The sequence below is a fragment of the Vibrio sp. MACH09 genome (assembly GCF_033238805.1).
Classification (GTDB): domain Bacteria; phylum Pseudomonadota; class Gammaproteobacteria; order Enterobacterales; family Vibrionaceae; genus Vibrio.
The window spans coordinates 68854-87501 of sequence record NZ_BSFZ01000002.1 but is presented as its reverse complement, the minus strand read 5'-3'; the positions used below and the strand labels follow the sequence as shown (position 1 = coordinate 87501).

17 protein-coding genes and 2 pseudogenes are annotated in these 18648 nt (G+C 44.3%); 8 read left to right on the top strand and 11 right to left on the bottom strand.

From position 1 onward, the window contains the following. Positions 1–16 precede the first annotated feature (16 nt). The 3 genes from CHJ_RS15585 to CHJ_RS15575 all read left to right on the top strand — a co-directional run bounded on the left by CHJ_RS15585 (position 17) and on the right by CHJ_RS15575 (position 2845). Positions 17–343 carry a hypothetical protein gene (locus CHJ_RS15585; protein WP_317918201.1) on the top strand — a complete coding sequence of 109 codons (327 nt, stop codon included), beginning with the start codon at positions 17–19 and terminating at the stop codon, positions 341–343. Between the two features lie 102 nt (positions 344–445). After that, positions 446–718 (top strand): hypothetical protein, encoded by a 273-nt coding sequence (locus CHJ_RS15580; protein ID WP_317918200.1) that lies wholly within the window; start codon positions 446–448, stop codon positions 716–718. Between the two features lie 174 nt (positions 719–892). Continuing rightward, a complete protein-coding gene (locus CHJ_RS15575; protein WP_317918199.1) occupies positions 893–2845 on the top strand; it encodes a methyl-accepting chemotaxis protein in 1953 nt (650 codons plus the stop codon). A gap of 698 nt (positions 2846–3543) precedes the next feature. On the opposite strand, the pseudogene CHJ_RS15570 reads toward CHJ_RS15575, so the two are convergent. Continuing rightward, positions 3544–4438: pseudogene (locus CHJ_RS15570) on the bottom strand (IS5 family transposase). A 118-nt stretch (positions 4439–4556) separates the two neighbouring features. Beyond that, positions 4557–4955 carry a DUF302 domain-containing protein gene (locus CHJ_RS15565; RefSeq protein ID WP_317918198.1) on the bottom strand — a complete coding sequence of 133 codons (399 nt, stop codon included), beginning with the start codon at positions 4953–4955 and terminating at the stop codon, positions 4557–4559. Positions 4956–5143: 188 nt separating this feature from the next. Between CHJ_RS15565 and CHJ_RS15560 the strand changes: the two genes are divergently transcribed. The 5 genes and pseudogenes from CHJ_RS15560 to CHJ_RS15540 all read left to right on the top strand — a co-directional run bounded on the left by CHJ_RS15560 (position 5144) and on the right by CHJ_RS15540 (position 8466). Continuing rightward, on the top strand, positions 5144–5425 hold the full coding sequence (locus tag CHJ_RS15560; RefSeq protein ID WP_317918197.1) for a hypothetical protein: 282 nt from the start codon (positions 5144–5146) through the stop codon (positions 5423–5425). A gap of 155 nt (positions 5426–5580) precedes the next feature. Beyond that, on the top strand, positions 5581–5916 hold the full coding sequence (locus CHJ_RS15555; protein ID WP_317918196.1) for a P-II family nitrogen regulator: 336 nt from the start codon (positions 5581–5583) through the stop codon (positions 5914–5916). A 34-nt stretch (positions 5917–5950) separates the two neighbouring features. Further along, entirely contained in the window at positions 5951–6634 is a 684-nt protein-coding gene (locus CHJ_RS15550) for a heavy metal response regulator transcription factor (protein ID WP_317918195.1), read from the top strand. Next, positions 6631–7971, top strand: a complete 1341-nt coding sequence (locus CHJ_RS15545) for a heavy metal sensor histidine kinase (protein ID WP_317918194.1) — start codon at positions 6631–6633, stop codon at positions 7969–7971. The genes CHJ_RS15550 and CHJ_RS15545 overlap by 4 nt, the downstream gene beginning before the upstream one ends. Before the next feature lie 40 nt (positions 7972–8011). Continuing rightward, positions 8012–8466: pseudogene (locus CHJ_RS15540) on the top strand (hypothetical protein). A 153-nt stretch (positions 8467–8619) separates the two neighbouring features. Here CHJ_RS15540 and CHJ_RS15535 read toward each other — a convergent pair. The 9 genes from CHJ_RS15535 to CHJ_RS15495 all read right to left on the bottom strand — a co-directional run bounded on the left by CHJ_RS15535 (position 8620) and on the right by CHJ_RS15495 (position 18588). Further along, positions 8620–9090, bottom strand: coding sequence for a hypothetical protein (locus tag CHJ_RS15535; RefSeq protein WP_317918193.1), 471 nt, complete (start codon positions 9088–9090; stop codon positions 8620–8622). Between the two features lie 69 nt (positions 9091–9159). Then, positions 9160–9624 (bottom strand): DUF411 domain-containing protein, encoded by a 465-nt coding sequence (locus CHJ_RS15530; RefSeq protein WP_317918192.1) that lies wholly within the window; start codon positions 9622–9624, stop codon positions 9160–9162. A gap of 8 nt (positions 9625–9632) precedes the next feature. Next, positions 9633–10211, bottom strand: a complete 579-nt coding sequence (locus tag CHJ_RS15525; RefSeq protein WP_317918191.1) for a c-type cytochrome — start codon at positions 10209–10211, stop codon at positions 9633–9635. A 36-nt stretch (positions 10212–10247) separates the two neighbouring features. After that, positions 10248–10748 (bottom strand): copper-resistant cuproprotein CopI, encoded by a 501-nt coding sequence (copI, locus tag CHJ_RS15520; RefSeq protein WP_317918190.1) that lies wholly within the window; start codon positions 10746–10748, stop codon positions 10248–10250. A 59-nt stretch (positions 10749–10807) separates the two neighbouring features. Next, on the bottom strand, positions 10808–13933 hold the full coding sequence (locus CHJ_RS15515; RefSeq protein WP_317918189.1) for an efflux RND transporter permease subunit: 3126 nt from the start codon (positions 13931–13933) through the stop codon (positions 10808–10810). Then, positions 13930–15633 (bottom strand): efflux RND transporter periplasmic adaptor subunit, encoded by a 1704-nt coding sequence (locus CHJ_RS15510; RefSeq protein WP_317918188.1) that lies wholly within the window; start codon positions 15631–15633, stop codon positions 13930–13932. The genes CHJ_RS15515 and CHJ_RS15510 overlap by 4 nt, the downstream gene beginning before the upstream one ends. Beyond that, positions 15630–16964 carry a TolC family protein gene (locus CHJ_RS15505; RefSeq protein WP_317919195.1) on the bottom strand — a complete coding sequence of 445 codons (1335 nt, stop codon included), beginning with the start codon at positions 16962–16964 and terminating at the stop codon, positions 15630–15632. Before CHJ_RS15505 ends, CHJ_RS15510 begins: the two co-directional genes overlap by 4 nt. Before the next feature lie 128 nt (positions 16965–17092). Next, positions 17093–17473, bottom strand: coding sequence for a hypothetical protein (locus CHJ_RS15500; protein ID WP_317918187.1), 381 nt, complete (start codon positions 17471–17473; stop codon positions 17093–17095). Between the two features lie 206 nt (positions 17474–17679). Next, complete coding sequence (locus tag CHJ_RS15495; RefSeq protein WP_171751572.1) at positions 17680–18588, bottom strand: dienelactone hydrolase family protein; 909 nt, start codon at positions 18586–18588, stop codon at positions 17680–17682. Positions 18589–18648 lie beyond the last annotated feature (60 nt).

Sequence of the window (18648 nt, the reverse complement as noted above, 5' to 3'; positions counted from 1 at the left end):
TGAACTGGAGAAAGAGATGAACACTAACCACAAAAAAAAGAGTTGCCATTCGGGGCAGGGTCACCATAAAGCCCATGGATTGATGATGCTTTTATGTGTCCTGTTGATGGTCGGCATCCCGTTTCTGACGCTCTCGTCAACGACGAGCATGTTTAGCTTCCCTCTACTCGCAACGGCACTTCTTCCCTTGATATTGTGTCTGGTGATGCATGGCGTGATGATGAAGTTCATGATGTCAGACAGTAAGCAAGAACAAACTAACTCACAAGAGAATGCACAAGAGAAAATAGAAGTAAAAATGATTGAACAAAAATCTGGTGACACCAGCCGATTTAACGCCTGAACCTTATAAACGCCAAAGAGAATAATACTGAGTTATGATTTTTTTTTGGCGCTTTATAACCCTTACTAAAAAGCAATATTCAAAAAAATAAAGGAACAAGAAATGAAAACTCTACTCACCACTCTACTGCTAGGCAGCTTTATTTCTGCTCCGCTATTTGCCAATGAGCAGGCCAATGAATATCTTGAAGAGCGCTCACACAATCAACACCATAATGCGACCAGCGATACAAACGTTTCCTCGCAGGGGACGATGATGCAGAACCACCAACAAATGATGACACAGATGCATGCCATGATGGCAGATATGCACCAAATGATGTCTGAGAATGGTTGTGCTAACATGATGGGAAATATGGAGAAAACGGAAAGTTAATTGTTGCCATATTACTTAAAAACCTTGCCCGCGTATTACCAAGCTCGAGTCTTATGATCGGGCTTGTTGTCTTTGCCATGAGAACCGATCTGATAAATGACGTAAATCATTAGCTAACCCATTGAATTAATATATAACCAACACAGTCAAGCAGTGTACTTCGGATGAATGAATATGTTTAATAACTTAAAACTTGGTCAAAAAATAGGCTTGGGCTTTGCAATACTGATGGTGTTTTTGTCCATGGTGATGTTAATTAATATTTTTGCTTTGAGTAACGCTAATACAGGGATTGAATCTTACAGTCGTCAGAGCAACACATTAGAGTTCAGTTACCATATTCGAAACAAGTTATTTGAAGTCAAAGAAAAAGCACAAGCGTACTTGTTGTCAAACAGTGATGTTGATATTCAGGACTATAACCAACATATCTCGGATCTGGAACAAGCGCTGCAGAGCCACCTTTCTTCTTTTGATTCCAATAATGCACAGGTGCTTGAGCACATTTCAAAACAACTTTCTCGCTATGATGCCATCTTTTCAGAAGTGGTCCAGTTGACAATAAAGCGAAGTAAGATATTACTCGAGTCATTAGAGCCAAATGGTGAGAAAATGCTTAGTACGATGAACTTGCTAGCAAAAAAAGCCTATGATGCCGGTGACGTGAAGTCAGCCTATTACGCTTCTCATGTACAAGAAAAACTTCTTTCTACCCGCCTTTACGTGATGAAGTTTCTGCATTCTAGCCGTGAAGAGAACTATGGTATTGCACTAGAAAACATGCAGGAGCTACAACGTGAGGTAATGGAGTTAGAAGCGCTATTAACGGATAGCTCGTTACATACGTTGCTTATGCAGTACCACGGCTCACATAAAGCTTATCTGGATGCAATGGGGATGATCCAACAGGTTGAAATTGTGCGTAAAGAGTTGATCGAGGTTCAGTTAAAGGGGGCGGAAGCCGAGATCGAAAAAGACGCCATGAGAATTCAATCAAGTGCGAACGACAACAAAAAGGCGACAGAACTTGAGCTTAAGTCGGCGACCGATCAAAGTATCCAGTTCAGCATTATCATCGCTATTGCGGCTGTTGTAACCAGTGGTGTCCTGGCCTACAAGATAACCACCTCCATTACCAAACCTGTTTTGGAAGCGATAGAGGCTGCCCAAAAGCTCTCCCATGGCGATTTATCGGTAACATTTGACCAATTCGACAATACTCGAAAGGATGAGATAGGGACTTTATTGGGGGCAATCAGTTTGACCGCATTAAAACTCCGGGAAATGGTGGGTACCATCACACAAGCTGGTAAAGAACTCAACCTAGCCTCATCAGAGATGATTCGTCTGACAGAAAAATCCTCGTACAGTATTCAGACACAAGAGCAAGAAACAGAATCGGTAGCTACGGCTATGGCAGAAATGACAGCGACGGTTAAAGACGTGGCTCAAAATACGCTCAATGCAGAGCAAGCAGCGGAAGAAGCCAGACAAAAGGCAAGCGAAGGGAATAGTCTTGCAAAAGAGACCGTATGTACCATCAACCTTCTGGCAGAAAGTGTCATTAACTCTGCGGACAAACTGGCTGTCGTGGAGTCTGATTCTGATGATATTGGAGATATACTCAATGTTATTCGCGAAGTGGCCGACCAGACTAATCTTCTAGCCCTAAATGCAGCTATTGAAGCAGCACGAGCAGGTGAACAAGGGCGAAGTTTTGCGGTGGTCGCTGATGAAGTGCGCAATCTGGCACAAAGAACTCAGGAGTCAATAGCTCAGATACATACCATTATTGAAAAACTACAAAATGGTATACAAGAGACGGTTCTGGCGATGAACAGTGGTAAAGAGCAAACCCTGTCTAGCGTTGACCAAATCGGTACAACAGGTCAAGCATTAGGCGCGATTGAAGACTCCGTTTTGGTGATTTCTGACATGAACTCACAAATAGCCAGTGCATCGGGCCAGCAAAGTTCTGTTGCAGAAAGCATCAGTGAAAATATTGAATCGGTTCGAGAAATTGCGCGCGTCAATACGGCCACCATTGTGAAAATTAACTCGTTGAGTACCGATATTGACCGATTATCCGAGAATCTGAGCAAACTTATCAATCAGTTTAAGGTTTAGCTTTTTTGCATAGATTAAGGAAGCGCCTATAGTGGGCATCTTGTCTGATGCCCACTAAAACATTCCTTGCAACAGTCAGAGTATCACGAACGTCGGTTGTCTTTGAGTGAAGACCCGACGGTATTCTCTGTATTTCTCAGAAAGAATTTAGCTCACTGTATTGATTAGTGCCTCGAGTGCCCACTTATCTGATGGCTTCCTGTATAGCTCGAAAGTACAGAGTTCGCCTTCTTACGAAGATTGCTTTATTTGTCGTGCAAACTCTCTTGCGTGCTCCATCTCAAACTCCAAACCAGCCGTATGCTTTCCCATGATTTCATCAGAAGACAGCACCTCTTTATGCTGCAGACTGAAAAATACCAACTTGATAGGGGATGGTTACACCAGCTTACCAGTATTTGCTCCAGCGGTTCTTTATTCGTGTGTTTTAAGCGAGTTCCGTTTTCTTGTTTTGCAACTGGCTATACAACCAACCAAATCACTGACATCGTCCTCTAAAGCATGTGTTGTTCACATTTAATTTTGCGGCAGTCCAATAATGACAAAATTGTTATGTGCCTGGCGAGATACCGTCACGATTGAAACGGTATGCTTACACTACATTACGAACAACAAGCCAACAGAAGGAAACAGCAATGAAATTAGGCTTTGTTGCTTAATTCGATGAGAAGACATGATAGCCCCATGTTGAGCAGTTCTTAAACAACATACTGAGTTGCAGGCATACCAAGCCCTGTAAGCTTGTTCAGCGCTTTGATCATAGCGTAAGTCTCGCCAACCTGAGCATTGTAATTTCTTAGGCTTAATTTCCTACCTAGCAGCTGTTTTACTCGGCACATTGCGGTCTCTGACAGAGAGCACTTATGGTAGCCATACCGCTTTTTCCACTTCTTGTTGGAGCTGTAGAGCTTCTGGCAACCTACCGCTAAGTTACGAGGATGCCCTTGTTCCCAGAAGACTGCTCCTTCTCTGGCGGGATGAGCGGAACAGTTCGCTTGACCCGTATGGCGTCATGGCAATTCCTTGTGTCATAAGCGACATCGCCTGATATCTCAATGATTTTGCGACGTGTCTGCTCAAGCAAGTTGGGAAGCACTTCGGCATCGGTTACGTTAGATAAGCTCAGATCTGCTGCGATATGTAGCTTACGCCAAACCCTACGCTTCCCGTCAGTACCATGCTTTTTGACCTTTCATTCACCTTCGCCTTCGCCATAAACCTTGAGACCAGTGGCATCAATGGCTAGGTGTTGTATCGCACCTCTGGTTTTAGTTTTAAATGAAACCTCAACTTCCTTAGCTCGACGGCTTATACAGGTGTAGTGTGGGCAAACAAGCGGGATGTTAGCCAGCTTAAATACTGAGTCTAGAAAACCTTGCAGCGCTCTCAATGGCCTAGAGAAAACGCGTTTCACCATCAGAGCGGTAGTAATGGTTAAGTCGCTGAATCGGCGAGGTCTACCACGCTTGCCTTGTTTATTTTGCTTCCACTCGGCTATCGCTTCCTCATCAAACCAAAAGATCAGAGAACCACGGTTGATTAAGGCTTTATTGTACTGCTTCCAGTTGGTTGTTTTTATCGCGGTTTAGGCATGAGGCTACGACGATTGATGGGTGTAGCCGATCAGATCGTAGCTTTTTGATTTAGTTCCATCGATTTAAGCAATAAAGCCGTGGTGTTCACAGGCTTTCATCGCGTAACTCATAACGCATCACTTTAACTCGCGACTAACTCTGTCTTTAACTCTTAAGAGTTTCGTTCTAACCTCACTTGCAACCGAGTGAATGTCTTTGTGCTCAACCAGATTCAATACCGCTGCAGGATCCATAAAAGAGACCGTGATGGAACGGTCCTCTTCCTCGCGAATCACGACATTGCAAGGTAGGAGTAGCCCGATATCTGGCTCAAGGGTTAAAGCTTGATTGGCAAAGGTGGGATTGCATGCCCCTAGTATAATGTACGGCCGTTTATCTATGCCTAGTTTCTTTTTCAGAGTCGCCTTAACATCAATTTGCGTAAGAACCCCAAAACCTTCTTGAGAAAGCTCATCAGTCACCCTTTCAATGGCTTCATCGTAACTTCCTTTGTACTTTACTGAAAATCCATACATATGCTTTATCCTTATCTTTGTATTGACTATGTCACTAAAGCAATTGTAGTCGGATTTTTAATGCTGTTCCTAAAATTCTCTTTTTACAGTTTTAGATGATAAAAATGTCATTTATATGGTGGGAATTCGTCATCTACCAGAGAGTAAAATAAGACTAACTGAAAATATAAAAGAACAAGGACATATCAATGAAACTACTCAAAAAGACTCTGGTAGTAACAACGCTCACGATTTTAAGTGCGTACGCCTTAGCAGGCCAAAACGTGCTTACGTCGGATAGTCAGGTAGAACGATATGGCACAAGAACCTTTGAGACAAAAACCGTTCAAACAAAAAGTGAAGCCTTCCTGCTTGGGCTGGCCCAGTTACGTCAACTGTCTATGGATTCACCTGTGATGCTTAGCAAGGAACTTAGGATCCAGGGATTGGATGTCGATAAGCGCAAGGTTCATCTGAACGATGATGGATAAGTCACCGTGATCGAGTTGATGAACACACAAGGACAACTTTCATATAAAGGAGTGGTTGAAGTCAACTATCATTATGCTGAGAGGGAGAGAAATAACTAACGTCCTTGTTTTATCTGAGGCTCTTGTTGAGCCATAGTGCTGATGGAGGTGTGGATATGATTTGTAAAATTTCAGCTTTATTTCAAGAGTCACAGTTGATCATTGTCGAAGATTTGTTGAGAAGCGAAGGCATTAAACGATTTACGGTCTTTCAGGTACAAGGTAGAGGTGAGTTCGCCAACATGATAGATAATCATTATCTAAGCACATATTACCAACTCGATATTTATATCGGTCAACATCATGTTACTCATCTCATTGACCGGCTTCTTGAAGAGTTGCATTTGTCAGGAGAAGACGAAGGCGTTATCTCTGTTGTGCCTGTTTCACAGTTATTTAGTGTCAATACCAAAATGCAAATAAATGATACAGAGTATAATCGCATAGGGTAATATGTCGTAATAAACGAATATTTAGTGGTGTTACATGAAGTTATTGATTATTGAAGATGAACCTAAAACTGGAAGCTACCTCAAGAAAGGATTTACCGAGTCCGGATACATTGTTGACCTTTCATCTGATGGTGTAGATGGCCTTTATATGGCAACCAGTAATCATTATGACCTCATCATTCTCGATATCATGCTACCTAAACTAAATGGCTGGCAAGTTCTACAAACGATGAGGAGCAGTCAGTTGGACACTCCGATCATTATGCTGTCAGCTAAAGATCAGGTAGAAGATCGAGTCAAAGGGTTGGAGTTGGGGGCCAATGATTACGTTGTTAAGCCCTTTGCCTTTGTAGAGCTTCTAGCCAGAGTAAAAAATGTATTACGACAACAGGGCGGTACCTTAAACAAAGAAACCACGCTCGTTGCTTCTGATTTATCGATTGATCTGTTAAAGCGGGTTGTGCAACGCGGAAGCGATACCATTTCCGTTACCGCAAAAGAGTTCTCTTTGCTGGAACTGTTTTTAAGAAAGCGGGGAGAAGTCTTGTCTCGTTCACTGATTGCTTCGATGGTTTGGGACATGAACTTTGATAGTGATACGAATGTTATTGATGCGGCAGTAAAAAGATTGCGAGCAAAAATAGATAAACCTTATGAGGTGAAGCTGATCCATACCGTCCGTGGTATGGGGTATAAACTGGATGATTTCTCGGAATGAAACTCAAGCTCTCTGAGTACTCTATGGCAAAAAGGCTTATTGCGATGTATTTTGGTTCATCATTCGCGGTGTTGGCCTCTTTTGCTATTATCGTTCAGTACTCAGTCAAACATCACTTTTATGAACAGGACTATCAACTTGCCCATAACACGTTCATTACATTGTCTTCTCAACCTGAGATTCTGGGCTCAGATAAAGAGTTAAGCCTAAATGAGCATAACACGTACATTTGGTTGCGAGAGAAAGACGGTATTTTGGATTTCACCAACTCCGCGATACCGCTTCCTGATAAATTACGTAACGCAGCGTCCCTTGAATGGTCGGTAGAAGGAAAAGATTACCGCGCTTTTCAATTCAAACTAGACCATCCTCTCTATTACGCAGCGATTGTTGGCCTAAACATCGACCATCATACGAGCTTCTCTAAACGATTTAATGTCGTATTGTTTTGGACGTTCATACTCTCCAGTGCCGTTTCTGGTATCTATGCCGTATTCACTGTCCGTAAAGGTTTAGAACCTTTGCAGGTATTACATCGGTATCTCAGTAAAGTGAGCTCAAAAAACCTGGATATACGCATCCCAAGTACAGGATTGCCATTGGAGCTTTCTGAACTTGTAGAAGCACAAAACAAAATGCTTGATCGTTTGCTAACTGGGTTTAATCGTCTAAGTGAGTTTTCATCAGACATTGCCCACGAGCTGCGCACGCCACTGACGAACATTATGACTCAAACCCAAGTCGTACTCGCTTCAAGTAGGAGTGTAGAAGAATATCAAGATGTGCTGGGTTCAAACATTGAAGAGCTCGAACGATTGAATAAAACGATTCGAGATACCCTATATCTCGCTAAATCAGAAAACCAATTGCTCCATAGAAATAAGGAAGCGTTGAAACTTGAAGAGCTTATAAGCTCACTGATGGAGTTCTATGATTTCATAGCCGATGAGAAGGGGGTGAGCTTGACCTTGGAAGGCTGTGCAACTCAGTTTGGAGATAAAGTCATGTTGCAGCGAGCCATTGGGAACATAATTTCAAATGCTCTCCGACATTGTGATAGAGATTCCGTTGTCACTATTGAGATTTTGGAGAATGAGAACTTCAATATTGTCAACATCGCAAATCATGGGGAAACCATCCCCGAGCAGTCTTTATCCTTTATCTTCGAGCGGTTTTACAGAGCAGATAAGTCAAGACAACATAGCCAGAGTATAGGTGCAGGACTTGGGTTACCAATAGCCAAGTCCATTGTTCAAGCACATGGAGGGAGTATTTCGGTCGTTTCTTCAAATCAAAAAACAGTATTCACCTTAGTGTTTGATAAGCAAGGCACCTAACATCTAGTACCTTGGTTTATGTCATGTGTTGATTATGAGCTTGAGAAAACAGATCGCACTGATGGTTATTTTTGCCCTACCTTTTGCCTCTGGTGCACTTAACTTGCAGGAGCAGGAATGGGTGGATTCTGTATCTATATTATATGGACAGAGAGCGGGGAAAAGGGGCGAGACTTGGCGCCAATTACTAGTCAATCTCAATAGTCTTCCCGAAGAACAGCAACTAAGCGAAGTCAACATTTTCTTTAACCAATTGAATTTTGTCGATGCCATTCCTCTTATCCTGAACAATATTGACCCCGAAATCAAATTGGCAACGGTTCGTCAAGATCTGCTCCCTATCTATAGCTTTAATGGCCGTTACCTTGGCTTATGAAAGAAAAGGGCAGAGGAAAACTGTTGGGTAATTCTTCTCGCCTTAGCTTATGGAATGATGTGCGCACTCGCCGGGATTCATTAACACTAAAAAAACCAATCCGCAGCTATGACCTATAAAATGTTTGTCACGAAAGCCCTATATTGTTAGTGACAGCATTGTCATATTCTGGTCAGACAAAACTCAGGTTTGACCATATATAATAACAACTGTTCTCTGGGTTAAAACCCAGGGGAGCAATTCACTGCAAAGTAATTTTTCATGTTAATTTGTTATCCGTTTAGGCTGAGCGACGACTCAGTTTTTTTTTTACAAGCCAGATAAACTAAAGGAGGGATGATTAACCATTGCAAAAATGGTGCTAAACCAATATTTAACCCAGGAATTACTGGCATCAAAGAGCCGTAGGCCCAGCGAAACAAAATAAGCGTATTGAGATATTCCATAACGATGGTAAGTACAATTCCGGGAACTAGAAACAAAATCATATCCCCTATAGTCGCGGCACTTGAGAGCCACGGTCCTTTTTTTACAAAGCATACAAAATAGTAAGCCAATACCGCGATTACTCCATCGCCTAATGAAGCCTGTGTGCACATCCAGTTCATTGCCAGTAAATCAGACGATTCCGAGAACTCAAATAATGGCATTTGCCACATTTCCCAAAAGAAATGTATGAAAAAGGAGTAACCAAATATGTAATAAGGTTCATGATTGCGTTTGGGGAATATGGTCTGTCTCACTTCTTCTCCCTGGACCGTGCTACATTGCGAGTAATAGAGAGGTGAATACCTCTCTATTATCGGATAAGGTTAATACTTATTATAAAGCTTCATCTTTCCGGATTTGTCGAAGGCTATAACACTGAAGTCCCTGTATGGTTGCCCCGGCGCCGCCATACCTGGTGAATGTTGTGGCATGCCAGGAGCTGACAGTCCAGAAATATTATCGGGACGTTCCTTAAGTAACCTTGCTACATCTGATTCCGGGACATGTCCTTCAATCATGTACCCGTCAATGACGGCAGTGTGACAGGACTTCAGTTGCTCTGGCATGCCAAACTTACGTTTTACTGAGGTCCAGTCACGCTTTTGATGGATAGTCACTTGGTACCCTTTGTCTTCCATGATAGCTGCCCACTCTTTGCAGCACCCACATGTCGGTGACTTGTACAGTTCGATGGTGGTTTTTGCAAACACTGAAAAGCTTAGTGTCATTGCAGAAAACGTTAACGCTTTAATCAAAAATTTCATAGATTGTTGCCCTTTACTTTGCATGCTTCAACTTACTGAACATGAATTTTAATTTTGCTCTGTTTATGGCTTAACTCAATAACACCTGGCGCAGGAAACCATTCATACGCCTGAGTTTCGTAGGGGTTAATGGTAATGTCTGTTGCACCAGAAATAGGCGCAATAGATAGAGATATAGGTTCGAGCCGCTTGTTAAATATCACCAGTTGGCTTGGGACTCCTTGGTTTATCGATATCTCAACATCCGTTGCTTTATCATCAATTGTCCATTCTACAAGAGGAAGCTGACCCAACGTTTCCAAATAATAGGCAAGCACTCTTCTGTCATCTGTTGTTAATGCGTTGCTCAGTAGCTTCATGGTGGGTTCGTTATCAAGTCTGAGATTAATATCTTCCAGCGTTTTTCCCCGGATGTTCCCACCAACATTGCCCCCTCCTTGAGCAAACATGCCATGACATGTCGAGCAGCCATACCCTCCAGCGGTTCTAAATATCTGCTTACCATCGATGAAGGCTTGAGACGTTTTTGCTGTTACGGAAGTGGTTATTACCAGTAGGGTCATACTGACAATAGCTTCTTTTATACAGAGCATAAGTTTGTTACCTTTCAACTGGGCTCCAAAGCGTCGCTTTGGAGCCTGACATCATTAAAGTGTAATGTTCTTAACCATTCCTGCTTCCGCATGCCCAGGAATGTTGCATGAGAACTCGATATTTTTGTCACCATGAAAGTGCCACAGCAATTGTTTCGCTTTACCCGGTTTAACCGTTACCGTACTGCCGCTGTCGTGCGCATGATTTCCCATGGTTTTCATCATCTCGCGGTGTTTCACTTGCTCAGCAGCACTGCCGATTGAGAACTCATGGTCAATTTTCCCGGTGTTCATCACCACAAACTGAACCACATCGTTGGACTCAATCTTTACCTCTTTCTTAAAACGGATTTTCATATCGTCTGACAAAAGAACATGAACCACTTTAGTCGGTTTTGATCCCATCGCAGGCATACCTACATCAGACATGCCTTCCATTGACATGCCAGAGTGGTCCATTTTCATATTGTTCATGTCAGAATGGTTGTGTTTTTCATCCGCAATAGCAGTGCCAGAAAGTGCTACTAGTGCCAGAGTGGTTAGTGTCTTTTTCATAATAAACCTCAGTTTTATATTCGTTAATTAAGCGCCTGCGTTCAGGCGCATGTTGTTCGTTATTGCTTGTTAACTTCGCGCTGTTTCCAGAGCTTGAAGATGGCTGGAAGAACCAGCAGAGTAAGAACGATGGCTGAAGCCATTCCCCCTATCATGGGAGCCGCGATACGTTGCATCACTTCAGAGCCTGTTCCGGAGCCCTGCATAATTGGGATTAAACCGATAATGACCGTAAGAACCGTCATCATGATGGGACGAACGCGCAGACCTGCCCCTTCGACAATCGACTCTTTTAAGTCTTGGGTCGTAAGCCGCTTCTTATCTTCCATCAAATCAAGCTTTCGGTGATGCCATGCCTGATTGAGATAAACCAGCATGATGACGCCTATCTCTACCGCCACACCAGATAGGGCGATAAAGCCCACGCCGACAGCAATCGAGAAGTTGTAGTTCAGGTAGTGCATCAACCAGAGTCCGCCCACCATCGCCAGAGGTAAAGTGAGCATGATGATCATGACTTCGCCAATGCGTCTGAAACTGAAATACAAAAGCAACATGATGATGGCAATGGTCACGGGTGTGACGATGCCAAGCCGCGCTTTTGCTCGCTCCATATATTCGTATTGCCCAGACCAGGCGAGGGAATATCCGGCTGGCACAGCTAGTTGCTCGGATACCGCTTGCCTTGCTTCAGCGACATATGAACCAAGATCCCTCCCGGTAATATCGACAAATACCCACCCGTTAGGACGTGCATTTTCAGTTTTAATCATGGGTGGCCCATCTTCAAAACGGACATCCGCCACATCCGCTAGCGCGATGCGTGCTCCGCTTGGTGTCACCAGTGGAAGGCTTTGTAGTTTCTCAATGGAATCTCGATATACCTGAGGGTAGCGAACATTAATCGGATAACGCTCCAGACCTTCGGTTGTTTCGCCCACGTTCATACCACCTATCGCGGTTGAGATTACCTGCTGGATTTGTTTGATATTCAGGCCATAACGGGCCGCTTGTTTGCGTTTGATATCAATGGTCACATAACGGCCACCGGCAACACGCTCAGCATAGACTGAGGCTGTACCTTCGATGTTGTTGAGAATCGGTTCGAGCTCCGCACCAATGTCTTCAATAACTTTCAGGTCTGGACCGGCAATTTTTATCCCGATAGGTGTTTTGATACCCGTCGACAGCATATCGATACGGGTTTTAATCGGCATTACCCATGCGTTGGTTAAGCCTGGGAACTGAATTAGGCTGTCAAATTCCTTTCGTAGAGTGTCTGTTGTGACCCCATCACGCCACTCCTCCTTCGGCTTTAGTTGAATAACCGTCTCGATCATGGTCAGTGGAGCTGGGTCTGTCGCACTTTCTGCCCGTCCAACTTTGCCCCAGACCGTTGCTACTTCGGGTACAGTTTTAATAAGCTTGTTGGTCTGCTGCAACAGCTCACGAGCCTTACCGATGGAGATGCCCGGATAGGTTGTTGGCATATACATCAGATCTCCTTCATCCAGAGGAGGGATAAACTCGCTACCCATCTTGGTGATAGGGACATATGCGGATGACATTAGGGCAAGCGCGATAAGTACCATGCTTTTAGGGTACTTAAGGCTGATATTGAGCACCGGTTTGTACAAGGCGATAAGAACTCGGTTAACCGGGTTCTTTTGCTCAGGTAGAATTTTCCCCCGAACCAGATAGCCCATTAAGACCGGCACCAGAGTGATGGACAAGCCCGCTGCCGCTGCCATGGCATAGGTCTTGGTAAATGCCAGTGGCGAGAACATTTTTCCTTCTTGCCCTTCGAGTGCGAATACCGGAACAAAACTCAGCGTAATGATAAGCAGCGAGAAGAATAGGGGGGCGCCCACTTCCTCAGCCGCTTTACCAATCACCTGCCATCGGTTTTTATCCGTTAACGGAGTCCGCTCAATATGCTTGTGTACGTTTTCTATCATCACGATAGCCCCGTCGACCATGGCACCAATGGCGATAGCAATACCACCAAGTGACATGATGTTGGCGTTGATGCCCTGCCAATGCATGACGATAAAGGCGGATAAAATACCCACAGGCAAGCTGAGCGCAATGACTAACGACGAGCGGATATGGAACAGGAAGAGCGCACATACAATCGCAACCACGATAAACTCTTCCGCCAGCTTCTCCCACAGGTTCTCGACCGCTTTATTGATAAGTGTTGAACGGTCATAAGTAGCAACAATCTCAACTCCTTCCGGCAGGCTGGATTGAAGTTCAGAGAGTTTCTGTTTTACATTAGTAATAACCTCGCTGGCATTCTCACCAAAACGCATCACGATAACACCACCGACAGCTTCTCCTTCACCATTAAACTCGGAGATACCTCGACGCATCTGTGGCCCCAAGTTGATGTCGGCAATATCGCCCAATAGTAGCGGGGTTCCTTTCTCTGTTACCTTGAGTGGGAGTGCTTTGATATCTTCGATACCTGACAAGTAACCCGTTGTTCGCACCATGTGCTCGGCTTCGGCGATTTCGATTACGGAAGCACCGGTTTCCTGATTACCCATCTTAATTGCGTTATTGACTTGCTGTAGCGTCAGGTCGTAAGCGCGCAACCTGGCAGGGTCAATCTGTATCTGATATTGCTTAACCATGCCGCCAACGGTAGCCACTTCAGAGACCCCATCGACTGTTTGCAGTTCATATTTTAAAAACCAATCCTGATAGCTACGCAGCTCAGACAAGTCATGCTGTCCTGTTTTGTCCTGAAGCACATAGCTGTATACCCAACCTACACCAGTAGCATCTGGCCCAAGTGTCGGTTTAGCATTGACAGGAAGGTTGGGGGCGACTTGGCTTAGATACTCCAGTACTCTGGACCGGGCCCAGTACATATCTGTATCATCATTGAAGATGATGTAAACGTAAGAGTCTCCGAAGAAGGAGTAACCACGAACCGTTTCTGCACCCGGCACGGCCAGCATGGCTGTTGTTAACGGGTATGTCACCTGATCTTCAACAACTTGTGGTGCTTGCCCCGGATAACTTGTCTTGATGATGACTTGGACATCCGAAAGATCTGGCAGTGCATCAACAGGCGTGTTCTTGACGCTGAAAAGCCCAGCAAACACCAAAAACAAAGTAAACACCAGAACAACAAATCGATTGTTCAGTGACCATCTGATAATGGCAGGGATCATTGTTGACCTCCTGTCGGTTCAAGCGCGATTAATTTGGGCTCATTACCTGACTTATTGATCAGAAAACGAATCGGTTGTCCTTCAGAAAAGGGGGACAAATCAACAGCCTCATCCACTGAGAAATTCATCTCTCCCGCATCCCAACTCCAATCTGCGACTGGCTCATGACTGACGGTCAACATACCGAAATCTGCCATGAGCATGCTTATCTCACCAGTGATCCAGAGCTCATTAGCGATAACAGAATCTCCGACGGTAAAGTCCAGAATTTCATATTGACCGGATTCTGTTTTCTGGATTTCAAATTCGATAGACTGGCCCGACTGAACGGTTTTGATATCCAGCCCCTCAGCGAAGGTAAAGTTCATGACCATACCCGGCCACTGCCATTCTTCAACAGGTTGGTGATTAATCGTCGCCATTCGATGTTTGGCCATCATGTCGGTAACCTGTCCCTTGGCCCAGACACTAGGGTTATCGACTTCCACCCCATTGATTCGGGCAAGGTCTGCGCTTTGACTGGATTCAGAGTCGAGCATAAATTGAGCGGAGGTCACGACCTTATCGTTTTCAGAGAGCCCGGCTAGCACTTCAATGACTTCTCCTGCCTCTCTGCCTACTTTGATTCGTGCGGAGCGGTATTTACCCTCGCCCTCAGACAATACAACTCGGGTCATTCCTCCTGAGCGAATGACCGACTCTCGTGGGATAGTCAGTACTGGTGCTTCAGATTCCGCCTGAAGTATTACGCTGGCGAACATGTTTGGTTTAAGCGCACCATCTTCGTTAGCGAACTTTAAGCGTACTCGCAGGGTTCGTGTTTTCGCATCCAGAATGGGATAAATGAAATCAACTTTTCCTTCCCAACTACGCCCCGGAAAGGCGCTTAAAGCCATAGTGGCATTACTGCCCACATCGACCCAGTGAGACTGACGTTCGAACACTTCGACATCTATCCACATTTCATCGAGAGGCCCCGCACTGATAACTGTTTGAGCAGGAGATATATAGCCCCCTTCACGAATATTCAGTTGCGCAATCACCCCATCAGCCGGGGCTTTTATGGCAACGTTCTGGCTCGCTCGTCCTCGTTTTACAATTTGGTTAATCTGGCTTTTATCCAGTCCTAGGGCAATCAGGCGTTCTCTTGCTCCGTTAACCAGCCCTTTACGGCCAGAGCGGTAGGCGTTGAGCAACTCTTCCTGAGCTTTCACCAGCTCAGGAGAATAAAGGGTAAAAAGAACATCCCCTTTAGATACCTGTTTTCCAACTGCATCCACATTCAGTTTTTCCACCCAGCCACTCACCCGGCTGTTGGTTTGCCACAAACGACTTTCATCAAAATTGATGTATCCCACGGTATCAATCTGTGGTGCCAATTTGTTGAAGGAGGCATTGGCGGTTTTAACTCCAAGGTTATTTTCTACTGCTGGGTCAATTTTAACCGTTCCTTTTTTTGCGTTACCTCCGGACTCTTCTTTATAAACCGGGATTAGGTCCATCCCCATCGGAGATTTGCCCGGAGCGTCTCTGCGATAGTTAGGATCCATGGGTGCAACCCAATAAAGTGGTTCTTTTTCTCCTGAATCGGACATAGAGCTTGACGACATATCATGTCCACCCATCAAATAGTGATTTCCGGCAAAACCTAAAACGCCACCGATAAGCAGTGCCAGTGTGGCTACAGGTAATGATTTCATTGATTGTTCTCCTCAAGCTCATAAGCTGCGCTTAGTTCGGCGATATTCTGGTCATATTGGTTAAGAACATAGGCAAGTTCATTTTGGGTACTATTCAGATCGGCCATTAGCCGCGCCTCTTCTTTCGCGATCATGAGTTCATCTCTGGCGGCGGTTATCAGTTCGCTAAACTGAACTGTATTGTTTTCGTATCCACGTTCGATTGCCTGAGTGCGCTCTTTCGCTTGCTTAACCAGTACTTTTTGGTAGCGCTGAATACGCTCTTCCAGATTATGTTTATCGGAAATGAGGGTGTTGACTCTGGCATTCATCTGAACCAGAAGGAGATCTTTTTGAGACTTGGCTACGCCAACCTGATGTTGAGCTGCTGCATATTTTCGGTCTTGTTTCTTTTCTGTGAACAAAGGAATGTCCATGGTCAGATAAGCGCTGACTAAATCGGAGGCCGGTTGACCATTCATTCCGTTTGCCTGCCTGTAGGCATACGCTACCTCGACACCGAACTGAGGAGTGTAAGATTGCTCGGCGATAGAGACCTGAGTTACCTTACTTTGTATATTTTGTTCAGCGGCTTTGATTTTCGGGTGGGTAACCAGTACATCATAATATTCCGTTGAATTAGTTTTGGTTACTTTTTCGATATCGAGTAACGACTGCCAATGGGGCTCAAGAGAGGTATTTAGCTGAGCTTCTCGAACGTATTCTGGCTCTACCCACTCAGAGAGTTGAGCGCGAATACGCTGCTGCATTTGTCGGTTTTTCTGAAGTTTCTCGTCGAGCTGACTGACTTGAAGCTCTGCATATAGTAAGTCCTGCATTTCGCTCTTGCCGAGAGAATAGTTGGTCTCAATAAACTGACTCATTTCTATCATGAGACCACGCATCTCTTCAGTAAGCTCACTTGTTCGGATCAGATGTTTAAGTTCTATCCAGAGTTGAGTAATGCTTCTTGCGATATCAAGTTTTCGTAATTCCGTTTGATAACTGACAATCTGAGCCTGCTGCCCATATCGTTTTCTGGATAAGTCGAGAGTAGCGCCGCGACTAAACTGTTGAGAGAGCCCTACAGAAATGTTGGTCATGGCGTCTTCATCAAACTTAAAACTGTCTACAGGCAGACCGCCAACCCCAAACTTAATCTTCGGATCCATCAATGTTGCGCTGGCAGCACCGGTTTCTTTAAGTGAGAGTGCTTGTGAATTGAGCTGAACTAACCCTTGGTCACGGGATACAGCAAGCTCAATAATGTTGTTTAGAGTAAATTGACCTTCGCTGGCATAGGAAGGTGTCAACACTGCATTCAATACAAGTGCTAACGCAACTGGTTTAATTTTCACTTTTAATTCCAATCGTTTACTGATGCAAACAGTTAGCCGAAACCAATAGTTTGCAAATAGAATAAGGCACACGGAAAAACCGCGTGAAACGAAGATGATGACCTTAGGTCATCCGTTGGAATTTAAGCGATGGGTGGCCGAAACAGAGCGCTGGCTATAGAACTGACGCGACTTATTGGATCTTTTGAGATAAGAACGAGATCTGAGGTCTGCGACAACTCATAGTTTGGTGTGGTGAGAACAGAATAGTTGGTGACACAACTGCTGTAACAACATTGATGTTCGGAGGTCATACTGTTTCCATCACAACACTCTTGCTGTTCGTTAGAGACATTTTCGTGGGGTGAAGCACAGTGCGAACTACTTGAGCTTGTTGACATGCTCATTTGAGAGTCTGCGAGCATTTGCAAAGGCATAAGAGGGGCACTACTTACTACGCTAGAAAGCAGAATTGTCACTAACGTCAGTACTGTTACCCAAATTGTGTGCATTTTTTGTCGCATCACAAACTCTTATATTTAGCAAAACATTATAAATATCTATTAGCATCGGTATTCTGTCAAGAAGATATTTCAGCAACAGATTTGCTCAAACACAAACTTATGATGTACTGATAAACAGCGGCTCAACATGATAATAAGGCGCTTCGGAGCTACGAAGTGCCTACTGTGAAGGTTCTGGATAGAGATTAGTGCGGTAGCATTACCCTTTAAGAAAGTTGCTTAGTAAAGAACTCAATCGTACGTGTCCATGCTAACTCTGCTTCTTCTTCAGCGTATCGGCCAGTTGAATCGTTGTGAAAGCCATGGTTCACACCATCATAGGTGTAAGCGGTATATTCAGCACCAATCTCTTTGAGTTCTGTCTCATAGTCGGGCCAAGTTGCATTAACACGTTTATCCAGCCCAGCAAATTGGATAAGTAGTGGTCCTTTCACATTCTTTCTTAAGTCAGGTGCTGCCGGAGTGCCATAAAATGGAACACCTGCATCTAGCTGCTCTGGCATTACCGCAGCCAACATATTCACGATATAGCCACCAAAGCAAAACCCAACCGCGCCTAGTTTTCCGTTACTTTTCTCATGAGATTTCAAAAAGTTCGCAGCGGCTATAAAGTCCTCTTCAATGCGCTCTTTTGATAGAGACTTCTGCATCGCTCGACCTTCATCATCATTGCCAGGATATCCTCCAAGCGAATGAAGTGCATCCGGTGCAAACGCAATAAACCCAGCCGACGCGAGTCGTCGTGCTACATCCTTTATATACGGATTTAGGCCTCTATTTTCATGAATAACTAATACAACCGGTGCATTTCCTTCTAGCTCTTTTGGTACGACTAAGTAACCACGCCCTTCTCCGTGCCCTTTAGGAGACGGAAAATTCTGGTAAGTTGCTTTGATGGAAGGGTCATTGAAAGAAATTTGTTCTGCTTTTGCATAATTAGGAATCAGAGCAGAAGTTAATGTTGTCATGGTTAAGCCAAGTACAGTCAGGCCTGATAGTCGAGCCATAAACTCTCTTCGATCAATTAGGCCGTGCGCATATTCGTCATACCAATCAAATGCTTCTTGAGGGATAAGCCTAGTTGATGTTGATTGAGACTCGGTGTTTTTATTCATAACTTTTCCTTGTTGTGAGTTGTTGAGCAAATTAACTATAGTAGAAAAAAAACGAATTTG

Excerpts from the sequence above, each read along its gene's own strand:
- CHJ_RS15560 (WP_317918197.1), top strand. The coding sequence starts at position 5,144 with ATGAAACTACTCAAAAAGACTCTGGTAGTAACAACGCTCACGATTTTA.
- CHJ_RS15515 (WP_317918189.1), bottom strand. The coding sequence starts at position 13,933 with ATGATCCCTGCCATTATCAGATGGTCACTGAACAATCGATTTGTTGTT.
- CHJ_RS15495 (WP_171751572.1), bottom strand. The coding sequence starts at position 18,588 with ATGAATAAAAACACCGAGTCTCAATCAACATCAACTAGGCTTATCCCT.
- CHJ_RS15550 (WP_317918195.1), top strand. The coding sequence starts at position 5,951 with ATGAAGTTATTGATTATTGAAGATGAACCTAAAACTGGAAGCTACCTC.
- CHJ_RS15565 (WP_317918198.1), bottom strand. The coding sequence starts at position 4,955 with ATGTATGGATTTTCAGTAAAGTACAAAGGAAGTTACGATGAAGCCATT.
- CHJ_RS15545 (WP_317918194.1), top strand. The coding sequence starts at position 6,631 with ATGAAACTCAAGCTCTCTGAGTACTCTATGGCAAAAAGGCTTATTGCG.
- CHJ_RS15555 (WP_317918196.1), top strand. The coding sequence starts at position 5,581 with ATGATTTGTAAAATTTCAGCTTTATTTCAAGAGTCACAGTTGATCATT.
- CHJ_RS15575 (WP_317918199.1), top strand. The coding sequence starts at position 893 with ATGTTTAATAACTTAAAACTTGGTCAAAAAATAGGCTTGGGCTTTGCA.
- CHJ_RS15530 (WP_317918192.1), bottom strand. The coding sequence starts at position 9,624 with ATGCAAAGTAAAGGGCAACAATCTATGAAATTTTTGATTAAAGCGTTA.
- CHJ_RS15500 (WP_317918187.1), bottom strand. The coding sequence starts at position 17,473 with ATGCGACAAAAAATGCACACAATTTGGGTAACAGTACTGACGTTAGTG.
- copI (WP_317918190.1), bottom strand. The coding sequence starts at position 10,748 with ATGAAAAAGACACTAACCACTCTGGCACTAGTAGCACTTTCTGGCACT.
- CHJ_RS15580 (WP_317918200.1), top strand. The coding sequence starts at position 446 with ATGAAAACTCTACTCACCACTCTACTGCTAGGCAGCTTTATTTCTGCT.
- CHJ_RS15585 (WP_317918201.1), top strand. The coding sequence starts at position 17 with ATGAACACTAACCACAAAAAAAAGAGTTGCCATTCGGGGCAGGGTCAC.
- CHJ_RS15510 (WP_317918188.1), bottom strand. The coding sequence starts at position 15,633 with ATGAAATCATTACCTGTAGCCACACTGGCACTGCTTATCGGTGGCGTT.